Genomic DNA, 17,533 nt, shown 5'->3' on the forward strand with positions numbered 1-17,533 from the left:
GCAAGGACGACACGTTTGAGGAATATACCCCTAGGGGGTACCGTTGCTCGTGACATGGACGAGAAGAACGAGCACACGACGGTCCACGACCACGGCGAGCACGATCACGCTGCGCACGACCACTCCGGTCACGCGGAGCACGAGCACGCCGCACACGATCACGCCGGGCACGACCATTCCGGTCATGCGGGCCACGACCCCGCGATCTTCAAGCGGAAGTTCTGGCTGACGCTGGTCTTCACCATCCCGACGCTGGTCTTCTCGCAGGGCCTCCAGGAGATCCTCGGGCTCGACGGGCCGCGCTTCCCGGGCAGCCAGTACATCCCCGCGGTCTTCGGCGTCATCATCTTCTTCTACGGCGGGCTCGTCTTCCTGCGCGGCGCCGTGGACGAACTGAGAGCCAAGCAGCCGGGCATGATGACCCTGATCTCGCTGGCCATCGTGGTCGCCTTCGGCTACAGCGTCGCCGTGACCCTGGGCCTCCCCGGCATGGACTTCTGGTGGGAACTCGCCACCCTGATCCTGATCATGCTGCTCGGTCACTGGATCGAGATGTCCGCCGTCATGGGCGCACAGGACGCGCTCGGCGAGCTCGCCAAGCTCCTGCCCGACACGGCCGAGCGGCTGCCCGACATCCACGCCGAGCCCGTCTCCGTACCGGTCTCCGAGCTGCGCGTCGGCGAGCTGGTCCGCGTCCGTCCCGGATCGGCCGTGCCCGCCGACGGCGAGATCGTCGACGGCCGCAGCGATCTGGATGAGTCCCTCCTCACCGGGGAGTCGAAGCCGGTGACGCGCGGGCCGGGGGAGCAGGTCGTCGCCGGAAGCATCTCGGGGAGCGGCTCACTCGTCGTCCGGGTCGGGCGCACGGGCGGGGACACCGCGCTCGCCGGCATCATGAAGCTCGTCGCGGACGCCCAGGCCAGCAAGTCGGGCACCCAGGTGCTCGCCGACCGCGCGGCCGCGTGGCTGTTCTACGTCGCGCTCGCCGTCGCCACCGTCACCCTGATCGCGTGGACGCTGCTGCGGCCGGGTGACCCCGCGTTCATTCTCGAGCGGGTCGTCACCGTGCTCATCATCGCGTGCCCGCACGCGCTCGGCCTCGCCATCCCGCTGGTCGCCCAGATCTCCACCGCCATCGGCGCCCGCAACGGGCTGCTGATCCGTGACCGTCACGCCATGGAGGACGCCCGCCGCGTCGACGTCGTCCTCTTCGACAAGACCGGGACGCTCACCGAGGGCCGCCAAGGCGTGGCCGCGGTGGTCGCCGACGACGGCGATGCCGACGCCCTGCTCGCGCTCGCCGCGTCCGTGGAGGCGCCGGCGGAGCACCCGATCGGCGCCGCCATCGTCCGCGAGGCGCGTCAGCGCGGCCTGACGATCGAGCCGGTGTCCGGGTTCGAAGCCCTCGGGGGACGCGGAGCCGCCGCGACCGTCGACGGCGAGCGGGTCGCCGTCGGCGCCCCCCGGTTGCTGACCGAGGGCGGCCTGACCCCCGGGGACGCGGTCCGCGCGGGCGCCGACCGGGCCTCGGCCGAGGGACAGACCGTCGTCTACGTCCTGCGCGGCGACCGTGTCGCCGGCATGATCGCGCTCGCCGATGTCGTCCGACCGGAGTCGCGGGAGGCCGTCCGGTCGCTGCGGGATCGCGGTGTCCGGGTCGCCATGCTGACCGGCGACGCGCAGGCCGTGGCCGACGCTGTCGCCGCCCAGCTGGGCATCGACGAGGTGTTCGCCGAGGTCCTGCCCGGGGACAAGTCCGGCACGGTGGCCCGGCTCCAGGCGGACGGCTCCCGCGTGGCCATGGTCGGTGACGGCGTCAATGACGCCCCGGCCCTCGCGCAGGCGGACGTCGGGATCGCGATCGGCGCCGGCACAGACGTGGCCATCGAGTCGGCCGGGGTCGTCCTCGCCTCCAGCGACCCGCGCGGCGTCGCGAAGGTGATCACACTCTCCGCCGCGACCTACCGGAAGATGCTGCAGAACCTAGCCTGGGCGACCGGCTACAACGTGATCGCGCTGCCGCTGGCGGCGGGTGTCGCGATCGGGGTCGGCATCGTGGTGTCGCCCGCGTTCGGCGCGGTGCTCATGTCGCTCTCGACGATCGTGGTCGCGATCAACGCCCAGTTGCTGCGACGCGTCCGTCTCTGACGGCCGGCCGTCTGCTCCGACGCACCGGCGCCCCGCCTTCGGCAGGCGGGGCGCCGCCTGTGCCATCATCGGGTCCGTGACCGCACTCCCGCGGGCCGTGGTCGTCGCGGTCAACCCCATGGCGTCCTTCGGCCACCGCCGCGAGGTCGGCCCGCGTGTCGTCGAGCGCCTGCGCGACGCCGGTCACCGCGTCGTCGCGATGGGGGAGGCGAACATCGAGCTGCTCCGTCGCGAGACCGCCCGCGTGCTGGCGGACGGCGCCGACGCGCTCGTCGTCGTGGGCGGCGACGGGATGGCCAACCTCGGCATCGACCTCGTCGCGAACACGCGCATTCCGCTCGGCATCGTCCCCAGCGGCACCGGCAACGACCTCGCCGACGGCCTCGGCATCCCGATCGACGACACGGAGGCGGCCATCGACCGGCTCCTGGATGCGCTGCAGCGCGAGCCGCGCACGATCGACGCCGGAACGATCCGCCACGGCGAACTGACCACGTGGTTCGGTTGTGTCGTCTCCGCCGGTTTCGACGCGACGGTCAACGAGCGCGCCAATCTGATGTCGCGACCGCGGGGCCGCAGCCGCTACATCATCGCGCTTCTCCGAGAGCTCGCGACGCTGAGACCGCGGCCTTACCGCATCCACGCCGACGGCCGCACGATCGAGGTGGATGCCATGCTCGTCTCGGTCGCCAACAACCGCTCGCTCGGCGGCGGCATGCGCATCGTCCCGGACGCGGACCTCTCCGACGGCCTCCTCGACTTCTTCATCGTCGGGCCGATGTCGCGCGTGCGCTTCCTCCGCATGTTCCCGAAGGTCTTCCGTGGTGAGCACACCGGCCTTCCGGAGGTCAGCATCCTCCGTGTCGCGTCGGTGCGGATCGAGGCGGAGGGCGTCATCGCCTACGCCGACGGCGAGCGCATCGGACCGCTCCCGGTGGAGGTCTCGGTCGCCGCCGGCGCGCTCCGGGTGCTCGCCTAAGCGACGCGCCCGGGACGCCGGCCCCGTTTTGGCACAGCACGCCCATCTGTGGCATGATCTTCTAGTTGCCAGACGGCCCCATCGTCTAGCGGCCTAGGACGTCGCCCTCTCACGGCGGTAACGCGGGTTCAAATCCCGCTGGGGTCACCAACAGCCCGGATGCCAGTCATTTACTGGCATCCGGGCTTTTTCCTGGGGTTGAACCGGGCCGTCGGGAGCTTCCCACGCGTGGTCCTGCGGCCAGCCGTTCGGGATCTTCCCGGTTGTGCGGCGATGCAGCCGGCCGGCTTCGTCCACCCGGACATGCATTGCGGTAGACCGTCGGATAGGTCGGGCCCAAAAACCACGCCACGGGGTTGACCAGCTCGAGGGCGACGCGCCAGGCGGGCGGGGTGACGAGGTGGAGCATCCGCATCTCCGCGGAGCCCATCTCGCCGTCGAGGTGCCAACCGTCATTCATGCGGCGCAACATCTCCTCGCGGAGTCTCTGCGCCGATGTCGTGTACATGTCGACAATCATGCACGGCGGATGTACAGAGCGGCTTCCCACGTTCGAGGCATCACGGGGGCGACGGAGGTGAGCAGCAGGTGCCTCACAGCGTGATGACGCTGACCTGGTCCTTTCCGCGGTCCTTGGACCGGTACATCGCCTTGTCGGCGACCCGCAGCAGTTCCGGGCCGCTGAGGACGCGCGAGGGTCCGGCCGCGTGCACGGTGACGCCGACGCTGGCGGTGATGACGCGCTGCCAGCCGTCGTCGTGGAGAGGCTGCTTGATCGCGACCCGGATGCGTTCGGCGATCGCGGACGCGCGCTCGTGGTCGGTGTTCTGGCAGACGATGATGAACTCGTCGCCGCCGTAGCGGCACACCAGGTCGTCGCCGCGCACGGCGGAGACCAGCCGGGCGGCGATCAGCTTGAGCACGGTGTCGCCGGCGGTGTGGTCCAGCTCGTCGTTGACCGACTTGAAGTCGTCCAGGTCCACGAAGATCAGGGCGAGCGGCTCCTGGCGCTCTATCGCCGACGCGACGCTGGCCGTGATGTGGCTGCGCAGCAGCACGCGGTTGGCGAGCCCGGTGAGCGGGTCGTGCAGGGCGATCGCGGCGAGCTGCGCCTGCAACTGGAGGCGCGCGACCGTCTGCGTCGCTTGGCGGCACAGCGAGCCGAGCAGTTCGACGGCGTGCTCGTCGAGCTCCGGAGGCCGCGAGAAGTAGCAGGCCAGCGTCCCGATCGAAGCGCCCGCGTGGATGAGCGGAGCGGTCAGCAGGGAGTCGAGCCGAGCCGCGCGGAGGGCCGCCGCCACGTCCGGGTGGGCCAGTTCATCCCGGACGGACCAGGTCGCGAGCGCGGGGCCGACCGGGCCGAGCGCGGGGAGCCCGCCGGGGAGCAGCGCGGCATCCAACGGGACGGTCCCGCCGACCAGGTGCGGTTCGTGGCCGTCGAGGAAGACGGCGGCCGCCATCGCGCCCAGACCCTGCTGCGCGCTCTCCGCCAACGCCTGCGCGAGCATCTCCACGGTGTCGCTCTCGCCGAAGGCGGTGGTCGCGTTCTGGAGCACGCGGGTGCGCGCCTCCGACCCCTCCGCGATGCGGCGGGCGGCGAGCAGCTGGCGCTCGTAATCCTGGCGGCGGCTGGCGTCGAAGACGGCGACGTGGATGAGAGGGCCGGCCTCGGCCTCGTCGACCACCGCGTTGACGAGCACGGGCAGCGCGTCGTCGTGGGTCGTACGGAACGACAGGGCGACCTCGCGCACCTCGCCCTGGAGGTGGAGGACCGGGAGGAAGCGGGTCTCGTAGAAGATCCGCGCACCCGGCTCGAGCAGGTCTGTGAGCGCCGCCCCGACGAGCTCGTCCGCCGCACGGCCCGTCCACGCGGCGAAGGTGGCGTTGACGCGCAGGATGCGGCCGCCCTCGGTCAGCGTGACGAGACCGCACGGCGCGCGGTCGTAGAGCGCATCCGCCGGGAGTCCCTCCGACGTGATCTCCTCCGCCGTCATGCCAGCGAGCTCCGGATGGCCGCGGCCAGCTCGTCGGGTCCGGACAGGTTCGGGCAGTGCCCGGTGGCGTCGAGCTGCACGAACACACTGCCGGGGATCTGCGCGTGAACGTAGCGCCCGACCGGCCCGGGCGCGATCGCGTCCTCCGAGCACTGCAGCACGACGGTGGGCACGGTGACCTCGGGAAGGTCGGCGCGGTTGTCGGAGAGGAACGTGACGCGGGCGAAGTGCCCGGCGATCGCCGGATCGGTCCGGCAGAAGCTCGCGGTCAGCTCGGCGCCGAGCTCCGGCCGGTCGGGGTTGCCGGCGATGACGGGCGCTATCGCCTCCGACCACCCCAGATAGTTGTCGTCGAGGGTGTCGAGCAGGCCCTCGATGTCGGAGCGGGTGAAACCGCCGACGTAATCGCCTTCGTCGATGTAGCGCGGCGACGGACCGACGAGCACCAGGCGGCCGAAGCGCCCGGGGGAGCGGTTGGCGGCCAGCACGCCGATCATCGCGCTGACGGAATGGCCGACGAAGACGGCGTCGTGGAGGTCGAGGGCCTCGAAGATCTCGAGCACGTCGTCGGCGTAGCCGTGAAGCGAGTCGTACTTGGCCCGGTCGTAGGCGCTCACATCGGAGTCGCCCGCGCCGACGTGGTCGAAGACGATCACCCGGAAGTCGGACTCGAAATGCGGGACCACCCGCCGCCACATCTCCTGGCTGCAGCCGAAGCCGTGCGCGAAGACGATCGGACGGCCGGACGGATCACCGGACTCGCGGACGCTGTTGCGACGTCGGACGTCGACAGCATCGGTCGGTTGCAGCATCCAGGGTCCCATCTTCGGTGTGAGGAACGGCCCCTCTCCGGCGTCAATGGGCCGTCTCCGCATCCCGAGCTTATCCGGGATCGCGCCGCACCGGGATCGTGCCGTTCACCGGGTCGCTGCTCCCGGCATCCACTCCTCCGGGTAGTGATCGCGCACCGCGGCGTTGAAGTAGGAGCCCGCCGACTCGGCGGCTCGCAGCTCGCGCCACACCCGCGCGGGCACGAGGAAGTAGCGGTACACCTCGCCCGACACGAACTCGACCTCCAGCGTCCGCACGGAGGGGTCGTACCCCGCCGTCGCGATCACCGTGCTGTCGAATGCCACCCGCTCCACGTCCGCACCCTACGCCGGACCTCCGACGGCACTAGGATGTCCGAAGCGAAGGGGAGTATCCCGGACGGCTCGGCGGCAGGTGCGAACCTGTGACCGGCCGGCGCTGTGCACGTCAGCACGGTCTGCGAAGCAGCGGACCCGGGCACAGCGGCACCGACGAGGTGCAGGAGAGACTTTCGGTGCTTTTCCGCGCCCTCCGAAAGGTCTCCCGTTGCACACTGCGCTTCCCCTCTGGTTCGAGATCGGCTCCTTCGTCGTCCTCCTGCTGATCCTCGCCTTCGACCTGCTGATCATCTTCAAGAGGCCGCACATCCCGAGCCCGCGCGAGTCCGCGCTCTGGGTCGCCTTCTACGTTGCGCTGGCGCTGATCTTCGCCCTGCTGATGCTGGTGGTGGGGGATGCGGAGCACGCCGGGCAGTTCCTCGCCGGGTGGTTGACGGAGTACAGCCTCAGCATCGACAACCTGTTCGTGTTCGTGATCATCATGGGCCGGTTCGCGGTGCCGAGGAAGTATCAGCAGGAAGTGCTGATGGTGGGCATCATCCTGGCGCTGATCTTCCGCGGGGTGTTCATCCTGCTGGGAGCCGGTCTGATCGCGAGCTTCAGCGCGATCTTCTACCTGTTCGGCGCGTTCCTGCTGTGGACGGCGTTCAACCAGGCCTTCGGCAAGCATGACGACGAGGGCGCGGAGGACTCCTGGTTCATCAAGTTCGCCCGCAAGCACCTGAAGGTGTCGACCCAGTACAACGGCAACAAGCTGCGCACGGTGGTGGACGGCCGACGGATGTTCACGCCGCTGATCATCGTGTTCATCGCCCTGGGCACCACCGACCTGCTGTTCGCCCTCGACTCCATCCCGGCGATCTTCGGCATCACCCAGAGCCCGTTCATCGTCTTCACGGCCAACGTGTTCGCGCTGATGGGCCTCCGGCAGCTGTACTTCCTGCTCGGGCACCTGCTCGACAAGCTGGTGTACCTCAAGTACGGGATCGCGTTCATCCTCGCCTTCATCGGCGTGAAGCTGGTGTTCCACGCGATGCACGAGAACGAGCTGCCGTTCATCAACGGCGGCGAGCACATCGAGTGGGCGCCCGATATCAGCACCTGGACCTCGCTGCTGGTGATCGTCGGCGCCATGGTTGTCGCTACGATTGCAAGTCTGGTGAAGCTGCGGATGAGCGGCACCAGCGTCGCCGAGGCCATCCACGGTGACGAATCCGACGAGGACGAGGCCGAGGAAACGGTCGTCGACGGCACGCAGGAGGACCCCCGCACATGAGCTCTCTCGTCGGCGTGACCGTCCGCAGCGACACGGGCGCGGTCCGGCACGTCAACGAGGACAGCGCTCTGGCGCAGGATCCGGTGTTCGTCGTCGCCGACGGCATGGGCGGTCACGCGCGCGGCGACCTGGCCAGCCGGACGGCCGTGGAGAGCCTCGCGCGCACCCTGCAGCCGGGCTCGCGGCCGACACCGGATGAGGTGATCCGCGCCATCGACGAGGCGAACGCCGCCGTGCGGTCGCTCTCCGGCGCCGACGAGTCGGGTGCTGCGGTGGCGGGCACCACGCTGGCCGGGATCGTGCGCGTCCGCGTGCCGGAGCTGGCGGCGGAGCAGTGGATGGTCGTCAACGTCGGCGACTCGCGCGTCTACGCGTGGGACGGCCGGCAGCTGCGCCAGCTGACCGTGGACCATTCCGCCGTCCAGGAGCTGGTGGATGCCGGCCTCATCAGCGAGGCGCAGGCCGCGGTGCACCCCGAGCGCAACGTGATCACGCGAGCCCTCGGGGCCGAGGATTTCGTGGACACCGACAGCGAGCTGGTCGCCGAGAGCGGCCGGCAGATCTTCCTCATCTGCTCCGACGGCCTGACGCGCGAGCTCAGCGACCAGCGGATCGCCGAGATCCTCGCGCAGGGCCCCTCCGACCCGGCGTCCGCCCTGGTGGACGCGGCGAACGAGGCCGGCGGCCACGACAACATCACCGTGATCGTGGTTGAATCGGTGACCGGGGAGGACACCACGGCCCCCGTCGACACGCGAGAACGCGCCGACGGAAGCGGCCGGGAGTTCGAAGACACGCAGCCGAGGGAGTAGGTCGTCCGTGTTCGAAGTGCAGCAGGCGGCAGCCGGGCAGTGGGCGGTCGTCGCGGGGGGTGCGCGGGCGCTGCTGGTGGCCGAGACCGACCCTGCGCGGCTGCGGGCGCTCTTCGAGGCGGTCCGCGCGGGCTTCGCCGAGACACTGGATGCGCTGGTCGCCCGGGGGCTGAGCCGTACGCCGTCCTTTGCGCTGCTGGACGCATCCACCGGGCCCGTGCTGCTGGCCGTGCGCGGGACGGCCAGCGCGACGATCGCTGACGGCGGAGCCGAACGCACGGTGCGGGCCTCCGGGGTCTCGTCGTGGGTCGAGACGCAGCTGACCGACGCGACCGCTGTGACCCTGGGCGCTGCCGCGGGGGAGACGCTCCCGCTCGGGGAGGGCGTCGTGCGGTCCGGCGGCGTCGTCTGGTCCGCCGCGGAGCAGGCGGAGGATGTCGGCGCGACCGTCGCGGCCCCGCCCCGTCGTGAGCGCGAGACCGGACCGGTGGATGCGCTGGCCCTGGATGGCGGCGCGGTCGGCTCAGAATCGGCAGCCACCGGGCAGGTCGATCCCGAGCCGGTGATCGCCGGACCGGCCGTCGAGGCGTTCGAGCCCGCGCCGGCTCCAGTCGAGCCCGATCCGCACACGCGCGTCCCCGAGGCGACCTTCGCCGACGTCCCGTCCGCCGACGCGGCACCGGCGCCCGCGCAACCGTCCGAGGCGCCCGGCTACGACCACCTCTTCGGGGCGACCATGGTGCGGAGCGTCGAGGACGCCGCCGTCCGCCCGGAGGAGGAGGACGCGGCCCCGCCGAAGATCGACCTCCCCGGCTTCATCACCGACTCCTTCCCGCCGGCCGCGGGGCGCCTCGCGGGCGATCACGACGGGCTCACCGTCATGAGCGGAGACCTGCCGCAGCGTGCGCGACCCACGGAGACCGAGCAGGAGCCTGCGCGCGAGCCCGCGCCGCAGACGTTCGCCGTGCTGCTCTCCGACGGCCGCCGGGAGCCGCTGTCGGCACCGGTCGTCGTCGGCCGTGCGCCGAGCGTCTCGGCCGTCCCCGCCCTCCGCGGCGCCCGTCCGGTCACGCTGACCACCGCCGAGGACGACATCTCGCGCTCCCACGTCGCGGTCGCGGTCGAGGGCGACAGTGTCGTCGTCACCGACCTGCACTCGCGCAACGGCACCTTGATCGTGCTGCCCGGCAAGACACCGCAGAAGCTTCGCAGCGGCGAGCCGACCACCGTCGTCCTCGGAACCGTGATCGACCTCGGCAGCGGGGCGACGCTGACCGTCGAGGCAGCCGGATGAGGCGCATGGCCTCGCAGCCGCCCGAGCTCGACGGCTTCCATTTCATCCGTCTGCTCGGATCCGGTGGGTTCTCGGACGTCTTCCTCTACGAGCAGCAGCTGCCGAAGCGCAGCGTCGCCGTGAAGGTGCTGCTGACGGACGGCGTGGACGAGTCGGCGCGAGCCCGCTTCGTCGCCGAGGCGAACGTGATGGCCCGGCTCTCCGCGCATCCCTACATCGTCACGATCTTCCACGCGGGCGTGGCCGGAGACGACCGCCCCTTCCTCGTCATGGAGTACTGCTCCGGTCCGTCGCTGGCCGACCGGCTGAAGCGCGAGCGGATCGGCGTCGAGGACGCCCTGCGCACCGGCGTGCGGCTGTCCAGCGCGGTCGCGACCGCCCACGCGGCCGGCATCCTCCACCGCGACATCAAGCCCGCGAACGTGCTCACCAACGCGCTCGGCTGGCCGGCGCTGACCGACTTCGGCATCGCCTCCGCGCTCGAGGAGCTGCCGGTGCACACGACGACGCTGTCCGAATTGCGCAGCTCGCCGTCGGACACCGCGACCTCCGGCAGCCGCAGCGTCGGTCTCAGCGTGCCCTGGTCGCCGCCCGAGATGTTCTCCGACGACCCGGATCCGGATGTGCGCAGCGACATCTTCTCGCTCGCCGCGACCGTGCACACGCTCCTCGCCGGGCGGACGCCGTTCGAGGTCCCCGGACGCTCGAACGGCACCCTCGACCTGATGGGACGCATCGAGCGCGGGATGATCACGCCGCTCGACCGGCCGGATGTTCCGGCGTCGCTGGCCTCCGTCCTGCGGCGGGGCATGGCCACCCGCCGTGAGGACCGCTACCAGACCGCCGTCGACTTCGCCCGGGCTCTGCAGCGCGTCGAGCTGGAGCTGGGCCTCGCGCCGACCAGCATCGACGTGCCGAACCTCAGCGTGGGGGATGCGCGCCCCGGCCCGTCGTCGGACGGCGGGGAGCAGGAGACCCGCGCGCGGTCGGTGGCCACGATCCGGGCGCAGCAGCCGGCGCCCGCGCCGACTGCGGTCGACGCGCGGTCCGCCGAGCGACAGGCCGCCCCTGCCGTGCCCGCGGCGCCTGAGCCCGAGGCCACCCGCGTCCGCGGCGTCGTGCCCATCTCCGCACAGCCGCCCGCGCGCTCCGCCACGACCGACGAGCACCCGTCGGCCGAGCCGGTGCAGGACCACACCATCCTCCGCTCACGCCCTTCGGCCGAAGAGGGCGACGGGACGCCGCGGGACGGTGCGGACGACGCATCCGGCCCGGACGCACCGGCCCCTGTGCGCGACCCGCGACGACGCCTCCTCACCTGGATCGGCGTCGGCGCCGCGGCCGTGGTCGTCCTGGCGGTCGCGGCGGCCGTCGTGGCCAACCTCGTCGCCGCTCCCTCCACATCCACCGGCCCGGGCGCCCAGCCGAGCGACGGCGGCAGCATCGCCGTCACGGTCGTGCCGCTGCCGGTGCTGGTCTCCGCCGTCCGCGCCCCGGACGGCGCCAGCGCGACCTTCACGTGGAAGACGGCGGACGCCCAGAAGGGCGACCAGTTCACGTGGCAGCAGGAGGGCACGACCAACGGTCCCTCCGTCACGGCCGAGCGAAAGGTCACCCTCGCGAACCTCACACCGGGCGTCCCGGTCTGCATCGACGTCGCGACGGTCCGCGCCGGCCGCACCTCCGAGCAGCTGAAGGCGTGCGCGCCGTGACCGCCGCGAAGCCGCTCACGGTCGAGTTCTGCGGCGAGCTCTACAGCGTCGAGCCGGGCAGCGAGTTCGGCATCGGGCGCGAGGCCGAGCTCACCATCGACGACAACCCGTACCTGCATCGCCGCTTCCTCACGGTCGGGCACGACTACGGGATGTGGTGGCTGAGCAACGTGGGCACCCTGCTGACCGCGACGGTCACCGATGCGACCGGCACGATGCAGGCGTGGCTCGCGCCGGGCGCGAAGCTGCCGATCGTCTTCCAGACGATGCACGTCATGTTCAGCGCGGGCGCGACGACGTACGACTTCACCATCTCGAGCGACGAGGACTACTTCAATACCGCGGTCCAGGTGGATGCGGCGGGCGGCTCCACCACGGTCCTCCCGGTGACGCTCACCACCAGCCAGCGCCAGCTGATCGTCGCCCTCGCCGAGGGGGTGCTGACGCAGACCGTTCCCGGCCGCGGCACCATCCCGACCTCCGCCGAGGCCGCCGAGCGCCTGGGCTGGAGTATGACGACCTTCAACCGCAAGCTCGACAACGTCTGCGACAAGCTCGACAAGCTGGGCGTCGCCGGGCTGCGCGGCGGCCGCGGGAAGCTGGCGACGAACCGCCGGGCCCGGCTCGTCGAGTATGCGGTGACGACCCGTCTCGTCGGCGTCGAAGACCTCCCGCTGCTCGACCGGCACGACGACACCGATGCCGACGCCGCACTTGACCGGACGCCCTCCGGGGAGGACGGTGGCACGGACGACTGAGGCGCTTCCCGCGTGGCCCGGCGGGATCGAACCGGCCTGATGGGGAGTGCTCCCCATACCGGACGCGTCGGGGGGTCGTGTTAGCGTAGACGCGTTTTCCGGCCCGAGGGATTGCAGAGTCTTGGTTTCAGTGAGTGCGTGGTTCCGGCAGCGGAAGACCGCCGCCGTGATCACCGCACTCGCGGTCGTCGCGGGGGTCCCGCTGACGATCGCCGTCCTCCACAAGGGCTTCCCCGTCAACGCGGTCGAGCTCGACACCCGCGACGTCTGGGTCACCAACGGCGAGAAGCTGCTCGGCGGTCGGCTCAACCACCAGATCGACGAGCTGGATGCCGCGGTCACGGGCGCGAGCGCCGATCTGGACGTCCTGCAGGACGGATCCGCGTACTTCCTCACCGACCTCCCCCACGGAACCGTGGACAGGATCGACCCGGCCTTCGTCTCGCTCGGGGGACGCATCCAGGTTCCGGAGGACTCGCAGGTCGGCTACGGCGGGACGACGCTCTCCGTGCTCGCGCCGAACGGCAACCTCTGGGTGCTGGATGCGTCGGGCCGCCTCGACTTCGACAAGACCAAGACCAAGCCGGTCGTGAAGGCGGGAGCCGGCGCGAAGCTCGCCGTCGCGAAGTCGGGCACGACGTTCGTGGTCGCGCCGAAGGGCAAGCGGCTGATCACGGTCGACGGGCCCGGCGCGAAGCCGGAGACCCGCGACTTCGCGGTGCCCGGCGCGTTCCAGGTGAGCGCCGTGGGCGACCAGGCGGTCGTGCTCGACACGCAGCGCAACCGGATGATCACCGGTGGCGGCACGACGGTCGACCTTCCCGCCAAGGGACTCCGGTTGCAGCAGCCCGGGCCCGACGACCGGGCCGCCGTCGTCGCCACGGCGAACAGCCTCCTGAGCGTCCCGCTCGGCGGCGGGACCGTAACCGCGAGCCCGGCCGGCGCGACCTCGAAGGGCGGCGCTGACGCGGTGTCGGCCCCCGTGCGTCTCGGCGCCTGCTCGTACGGCGCGTGGTCCGGCTCCGGCCGCTACCTCTACGCGTGCGACGGCAAGAAACCGGTCGGCATCGACATCGACCAGCCGGTCGCGGGCGACGACCTCGAGTTCCGTGTCAACCACGGCGTCATCGCGCTGAACAACCTGCGCGACGGCAACGCGTGGGTCGTCTCCTCCAACATGCGTCTGGTGCAGAACTGGGCGCAGCTGAAGCCGAACGACACCACCGTGCAGGGCGAGACCGGCGAGGAGAAGCCGGTCGTGCAGTCCTTCGCCGACACCCTGGCGCAGCGGACCGATCAGAACCGGCCGCCGATCGCCGTGAACGACACCTATGGCGTGCGCCCGGGCCGATCCACAGTGCTCCACGTGCTCACGAACGACACGGATCCGGACGGCGACGTCCTGACGATCTCGGACGTGTCGGCGATCCCGGTGGATCAGGGCGTGCTGCAGCTCGTCGAGGGCGGCCGCGCCATCCAGTTCACGCCGAAGGACGGCCTGAGCGGCACGATCTCGTTCCGCTACTCGGTCGACGATGGCCGCGGCGGAACGTCATCCGCCCAGGTGGATGCGACGCTCAAGCAGCCCGCCGTGAACGAGGCTCCCGCATCCACCCGGTCGAGCACGGCCCAGACCGAGGTCGGCCAGTCGGTCACCTATAACGTGCTGAACGACTGGACGGATCCGGACGGCGACGACCTCAGCCTGGTCGCCGCCTCCGCGACCACCGAGGACGACGTGCGGTTCAAGCCCAACGGCGACGTCACCTTCACCAGCAAGACCGGGCAGGCGGGCTCCAAGGAGGTGCGCGTCACCATCTCCGACGGCCGCGCCTCGGCGACGGGCAGCCTGATCGTGACGGTGAAACCCGCGGGGACGCTCGACCCGGTCGCCGTGACGGACTTCGCCGACGGGTTCACCGGTCGTCCGGTGGTGCTGCATCCCCTCGACAACGACCAGTCGCCGTCGGGTGAGCCCCTGTCGCTGGTCGGCGCGGGCCTCGACGGCGGGAGCGGCGCCCAGGTCACCGCGGACAGCTCGCGGGGCACGATCACCGTCCGCAGCAACGCGCCGGGGGAGTACTACCTCGTCTACACGCTCGGAGCCGGGCCCAAGACGACGACGGGGCTCGCGCGCGTCGACATCGCGCCGCAGGGTGCGAGCGAGGCTCCGCCGATCGCCGTGACCGACAAGGCCTACGTCCGGCCCGGAGAGCCCACCTCCGTCGCCGTCCTCGAGAACGACGTCTCGCCGTCCGGCCGCGTGCTCGCCGTGCGATCCGTGTCGGTCGGCAAGGGCGCCGAGGACCTCAATGTGGAGGTGCTCGACAACGCCGTGGTCAAGGTCACGGCGCCGACCGTGCTCACCCAGCAGGTGCAGCTCTCCTACGTCGTCTCGGACGGGATCAACGAGGCGACCGCCGGCATCACCGTCGTCCCCGTCCCTCCGCTGGTGCAGCACCAGCCGCCGGTCGCCGTCGACGACCAGGTGCCGGTCCGAGCAGGCGATGTCGCGACCGTGGCCGTGATGGAGAACGACTACTCGCCCGACAACGCCCCCTTCACCCTCGACACGCAGCTGCGCGACGAAAGCGGTGCCGGCCAGGGCGCGACCGCCTTCGTCAGCGGCGAGTCCGTCCGCTACCAGGCGCCGACGACGCCCGGCCAGTACAACGTGGTCTACGGGATCACCGACAAGTACGGCCAGAAGGCGCAGGCGACCGTGACCTTCGTCGTCGGCGCCCCGGAGAGGGGCTCCGACCGTGCGCCGCAGCCGCAGCCGCTCACCGTGCGTGCCTTCGCCGGCTCGTCCGTGCCGGTGGAGGTCCCGCTCGACGGCATCGACCCGGACGGCGACTCGGTCTCGCTCTCGGGACTCGCGACGCAGCCGACGCTCGGCCGGATCTCCGACTCCACCAGCCGATCCTTCACCTATGAGGCGTATCCCGACTCGGCCGGGACCGACACGTTCACGTATCAGGTGAAAGACACGTACGGGAAGACGGCGACAGGCACGGTGTCGATCGCCGTCATCCCGCGCCCGAGCCAGGTGCGGCCGCCGATCGCGGTCAACGATCCGGTGCAGGTGAAGCCGGGCCGGACCATCGCGGTACCCGTACTCGACAACGACTCCGACCCGAACGGGTACGCGATCGCGCTGCAGAAGAAGCTGCTGCAGGTGGACGAGGGCCTCAAGGCGTCCGTGCACGGCAAGATCGTGCTCGTCACGGCTCCGAAGGACGAAGGCTCGTTCGTCGTGCGCTATCAGATCACCAACGGGCAGGGCGGCGTCGCCAGCGCGTTCATCCAGGTCACCGTGACCCCGAACGCCAAGGATGTGCCGCCGACCGCGGTGGACCACGTCCTGGAGCCGGACGAGGTGGCGAACAAGCAGAGCGTCAAGGTGAACGCGCTCCAGGGCGCGACCAACCCGTCCGGACTCGTGGACGACCTGAAGGTCGAGGTCACCGGGCCGAACGCCTCCGCCGCCGACGTCGGCCAGGACGGCTCCATCACCGTGAAGCCCGGCGAGCAGCGGATCGCGATCGCCTACACGCTGACCGACACGGTGACCGGGCTGAAGGGCACCGCGTTCATCGTGGTCCCGCCGAAGGGCGACGCGACGGCCCCGCCGCGGGTCAGGGACGGCCTGCCGCAGCAGATCGTGCAGGCCGACGGGTCGAAGAGCTGGAAGCTGTCCGACATCCTCACCGTCCCGTCCGGCCGCGACTACAAGCTCACCGGCGCTTCCGGCGTCAGCGCCACCAACAGCTCGGGCGGATCGTCGTACGGCGACGAGCAGACGCTGACCTTCACGGCGGCGAAGGGATACCGGGGACCGGCGGCGCTCACCTTCAAGGTGAACGACGGACGGGAGGCCGGCCAGAGTTCGGACCGCATCACCACGCTGGTCCTTCCGATCACGGTCGGGGAACCGGACCAGTCCGACGTCGCGCCGACGTTCACCTCGCCCAGCGAGAAGATCGAGCCGGGGGAGGCGCCGCTGTCGGTCGACCTGCGGGCGTCGAGCTTCCACCCGAACCCCGAGATCCTCAACAAGCTGACGTACTCGGGCGGCACGTCGTCCAACTCGAAGATCCAGTCGGCCTTGAGCGGGTCGACGCTGACCCTGTCGGCGCCGCTAGGCGTGCAGGCAGGGGAGACGGCGACGGTCGCGGTGACGATCAGCTCGGGGACGCACACGATCTCCGGCACGGTGAACGTGCAGGTGGTGAGCTCGAGCAGGCTGGTCGCCACGCAGAAGAACCCGCCGCAGACGGCCGAGGTCAAGCGCGGGGACACCGCGACGGTCACGGGCGCGTCGAGCGACGCCCAGTGGGTCAACCCGTTCCCGGGGCAGCCGCTGACGATCACCGACGCGACAGCGCAGAGTGCGCCGGCCGGGGTGACGGTCACGCACACCGGGTCCTCGATCAGCGTCAGCGCGTCCTCCGGGGCCGCGATCGGTGCGGTGAACGTGGTCTACCACGTCGAGGATGCGACCAAGGACCCGAAGCGCACCGCGTCGGCCATCGGGCAGCTGCGCGTGACCATCCACGACGTCCCGTCGAAGCCCAGTGCGCCCTCGAACCCGCGCGCGAGCGACGGGAAGGTCACCGTATCCATCAAGGCGCCGGCCGACAACGGGAAGCCGATCACGCAGTACGAGGTGACGGACGGCGCCGGGCACACAATGACCACGGCCTCCGTCGGGGATGTGACCATCGGCGGCCTGACGAACGGCAAGTCGTACTCGTTCACCGTGCGGGCGCAGAACGCGGACGGATGGAGTGACGAGTCGGCCGGAAGCACGCCGGTCACCCCGTACGGCAATCCGACGAAGGTGGGCGGACTCTCTATTAAGAGCAGCGGGAACGCCCCGAGCGACCTGACGATGAGCTGGAACGCGCTCTCGGACCCGAACGGGACGGGTGGCGGCCAGGCGACGTACCACTACCGTCTCAGCGGCGGGTCGTGGCAGACGACGACCAGTACGAGTGCCAAGGCGAACAACAAGGGCGCGGGGACGTACTCCTTCGAGATCTATGCGTCGAACCCGGGCGGCAAGGAGGGGCCGCACGCGACCTCCGGCAGCGTCGAGGTCAAGGATCCGCCGCCGCCGGCTCCCTCGATCGACCTGAAGAAGGGCGACCTCAAGCCTGGATTCGTCCACAGCTACACGTACGACGTGACTCTCCACAATTTCCCCGCGAACCGCACGTTCAGCATGCAGGTGCACTGCAATGGAGGGACGTTGTCGACGCGGTCGATCTCGACCGACGGGAGCGGCTACGGCCACTACCACGGCAACGCCGGAAGCGACATCGAGCCGTGGTGCGGCTATCCGGGAGCGTACGTGGTCGTGAACGGCGAGCAGAGCAGTGTTCAGGACTGGTCCAAGTAAGGAGATGC

12 protein-coding genes and 1 tRNA gene are annotated in these 17,533 nt (G+C 70.7%); 9 read left to right on the top strand and 4 right to left on the bottom strand.

The window, feature by feature from the left end:
• Positions 1-54 precede the first annotated feature (54 nt).
• The 3 genes from J2Y42_RS11760 (at position 55) to J2Y42_RS11770 (ending at position 3,277) form a co-directional block, all read left to right on the top strand.
• Positions 55-2,148 carry a copper-translocating P-type ATPase gene (locus J2Y42_RS11760; protein ID WP_309858674.1) on the top strand — a complete coding sequence of 698 codons (2,094 nt, stop codon included), beginning with the start codon at positions 55-57 and terminating at the stop codon, positions 2,146-2,148.
• A gap of 76 nt (positions 2,149-2,224) precedes the next feature.
• Positions 2,225-3,127 carry a diacylglycerol kinase family protein gene (locus tag J2Y42_RS11765; RefSeq protein ID WP_309858676.1) on the top strand — a complete coding sequence of 301 codons (903 nt, stop codon included), beginning with the start codon at positions 2,225-2,227 and terminating at the stop codon, positions 3,125-3,127.
• Between the two features lie 74 nt (positions 3,128-3,201).
• Positions 3,202-3,277: transfer RNA gene (locus J2Y42_RS11770), tRNA-Glu, on the top strand.
• Positions 3,278-3,293: 16 nt separating this feature from the next.
• On the opposite strand, the gene J2Y42_RS11775 is transcribed toward J2Y42_RS11770, so the two are convergent.
• The 4 genes from J2Y42_RS11775 to J2Y42_RS11790 all read right to left on the bottom strand — a co-directional run bounded on the left by J2Y42_RS11775 (position 3,294) and on the right by J2Y42_RS11790 (position 6,266).
• Complete coding sequence (locus J2Y42_RS11775; RefSeq protein ID WP_309858679.1) at positions 3,294-3,635, bottom strand: hypothetical protein; 342 nt, start codon at positions 3,633-3,635, stop codon at positions 3,294-3,296.
• Positions 3,636-3,720: 85 nt separating this feature from the next.
• Positions 3,721-5,121, bottom strand: a complete 1,401-nt coding sequence (locus tag J2Y42_RS11780; protein WP_309858682.1) for a diguanylate cyclase — start codon at positions 5,119-5,121, stop codon at positions 3,721-3,723.
• Positions 5,118-5,933: an alpha/beta hydrolase gene (locus J2Y42_RS11785; RefSeq protein ID WP_309858684.1), complete on the bottom strand. Its 816-nt coding sequence runs from the start codon at positions 5,931-5,933 to the stop codon at positions 5,118-5,120. The genes J2Y42_RS11780 and J2Y42_RS11785 overlap by 4 nt, the downstream gene beginning before the upstream one ends.
• Before the next feature lie 105 nt (positions 5,934-6,038).
• Entirely contained in the window at positions 6,039-6,266 is a 228-nt protein-coding gene (locus J2Y42_RS11790; protein ID WP_309858687.1) for a KTSC domain-containing protein, read from the bottom strand.
• Between the two features lie 211 nt (positions 6,267-6,477).
• Here J2Y42_RS11790 and J2Y42_RS11795 point away from each other — a divergent pair, with 211 nt between their 5' ends.
• The 6 genes from J2Y42_RS11795 (at position 6,478) to J2Y42_RS11820 (ending at position 17,525) form a co-directional block, all read left to right on the top strand.
• A complete protein-coding gene (locus tag J2Y42_RS11795) occupies positions 6,478-7,545 on the top strand; it encodes a TerC family protein (protein WP_309858689.1) in 1,068 nt (355 codons plus the stop codon).
• Complete coding sequence (locus tag J2Y42_RS11800; protein WP_309858692.1) at positions 7,542-8,357, top strand: protein phosphatase 2C domain-containing protein; 816 nt, start codon at positions 7,542-7,544, stop codon at positions 8,355-8,357. The genes J2Y42_RS11795 and J2Y42_RS11800 overlap by 4 nt, the downstream gene beginning before the upstream one ends.
• 7 nt (positions 8,358-8,364) lie before the next feature.
• Positions 8,365-9,651, top strand: coding sequence for an FHA domain-containing protein (locus J2Y42_RS11805; protein WP_309858694.1), 1,287 nt, complete (start codon positions 8,365-8,367; stop codon positions 9,649-9,651).
• Positions 9,652-9,656: 5 nt separating this feature from the next.
• Positions 9,657-11,363, top strand: coding sequence for a protein kinase domain-containing protein (locus J2Y42_RS11810; RefSeq protein WP_309858698.1), 1,707 nt, complete (start codon positions 9,657-9,659; stop codon positions 11,361-11,363).
• Positions 11,351-12,121 carry a hypothetical protein gene (locus tag J2Y42_RS11815; protein WP_309858700.1) on the top strand — a complete coding sequence of 257 codons (771 nt, stop codon included), beginning with the start codon at positions 11,351-11,353 and terminating at the stop codon, positions 12,119-12,121. Before J2Y42_RS11810 ends, J2Y42_RS11815 begins: the two co-directional genes overlap by 13 nt.
• A gap of 130 nt (positions 12,122-12,251) precedes the next feature.
• On the top strand, positions 12,252-17,525 hold the full coding sequence (locus J2Y42_RS11820; protein ID WP_309858703.1) for an Ig-like domain-containing protein: 5,274 nt from the start codon (positions 12,252-12,254) through the stop codon (positions 17,523-17,525).
• Positions 17,526-17,533 lie beyond the last annotated feature (8 nt).

It is taken from the genome of Leifsonia sp. 1010, assembly GCF_031455295.1.
GTDB lineage: Bacteria > Actinomycetota > Actinomycetes > Actinomycetales > Microbacteriaceae > Leifsonia.

Bases quoted from the DNA above. Each gene is read 5' to 3' on its own strand.
- J2Y42_RS11760 (WP_309858674.1), top strand. From the start codon at position 55: ATGGACGAGAAGAACGAGCACACGACGGTCCACGACCACGGCGAGCAC.
- J2Y42_RS11775 (WP_309858679.1), bottom strand. From the start codon at position 3,635: ATGTACACGACATCGGCGCAGAGACTCCGCGAGGAGATGTTGCGCCGC.
- J2Y42_RS11780 (WP_309858682.1), bottom strand. From the start codon at position 5,121: ATGACGGCGGAGGAGATCACGTCGGAGGGACTCCCGGCGGATGCGCTC.
- J2Y42_RS11785 (WP_309858684.1), bottom strand. From the start codon at position 5,933: ATGCTGCAACCGACCGATGCTGTCGACGTCCGACGTCGCAACAGCGTC.
- J2Y42_RS11800 (WP_309858692.1), top strand. From the start codon at position 7,542: ATGAGCTCTCTCGTCGGCGTGACCGTCCGCAGCGACACGGGCGCGGTC.
- J2Y42_RS11810 (WP_309858698.1), top strand. From the start codon at position 9,657: ATGGCCTCGCAGCCGCCCGAGCTCGACGGCTTCCATTTCATCCGTCTG.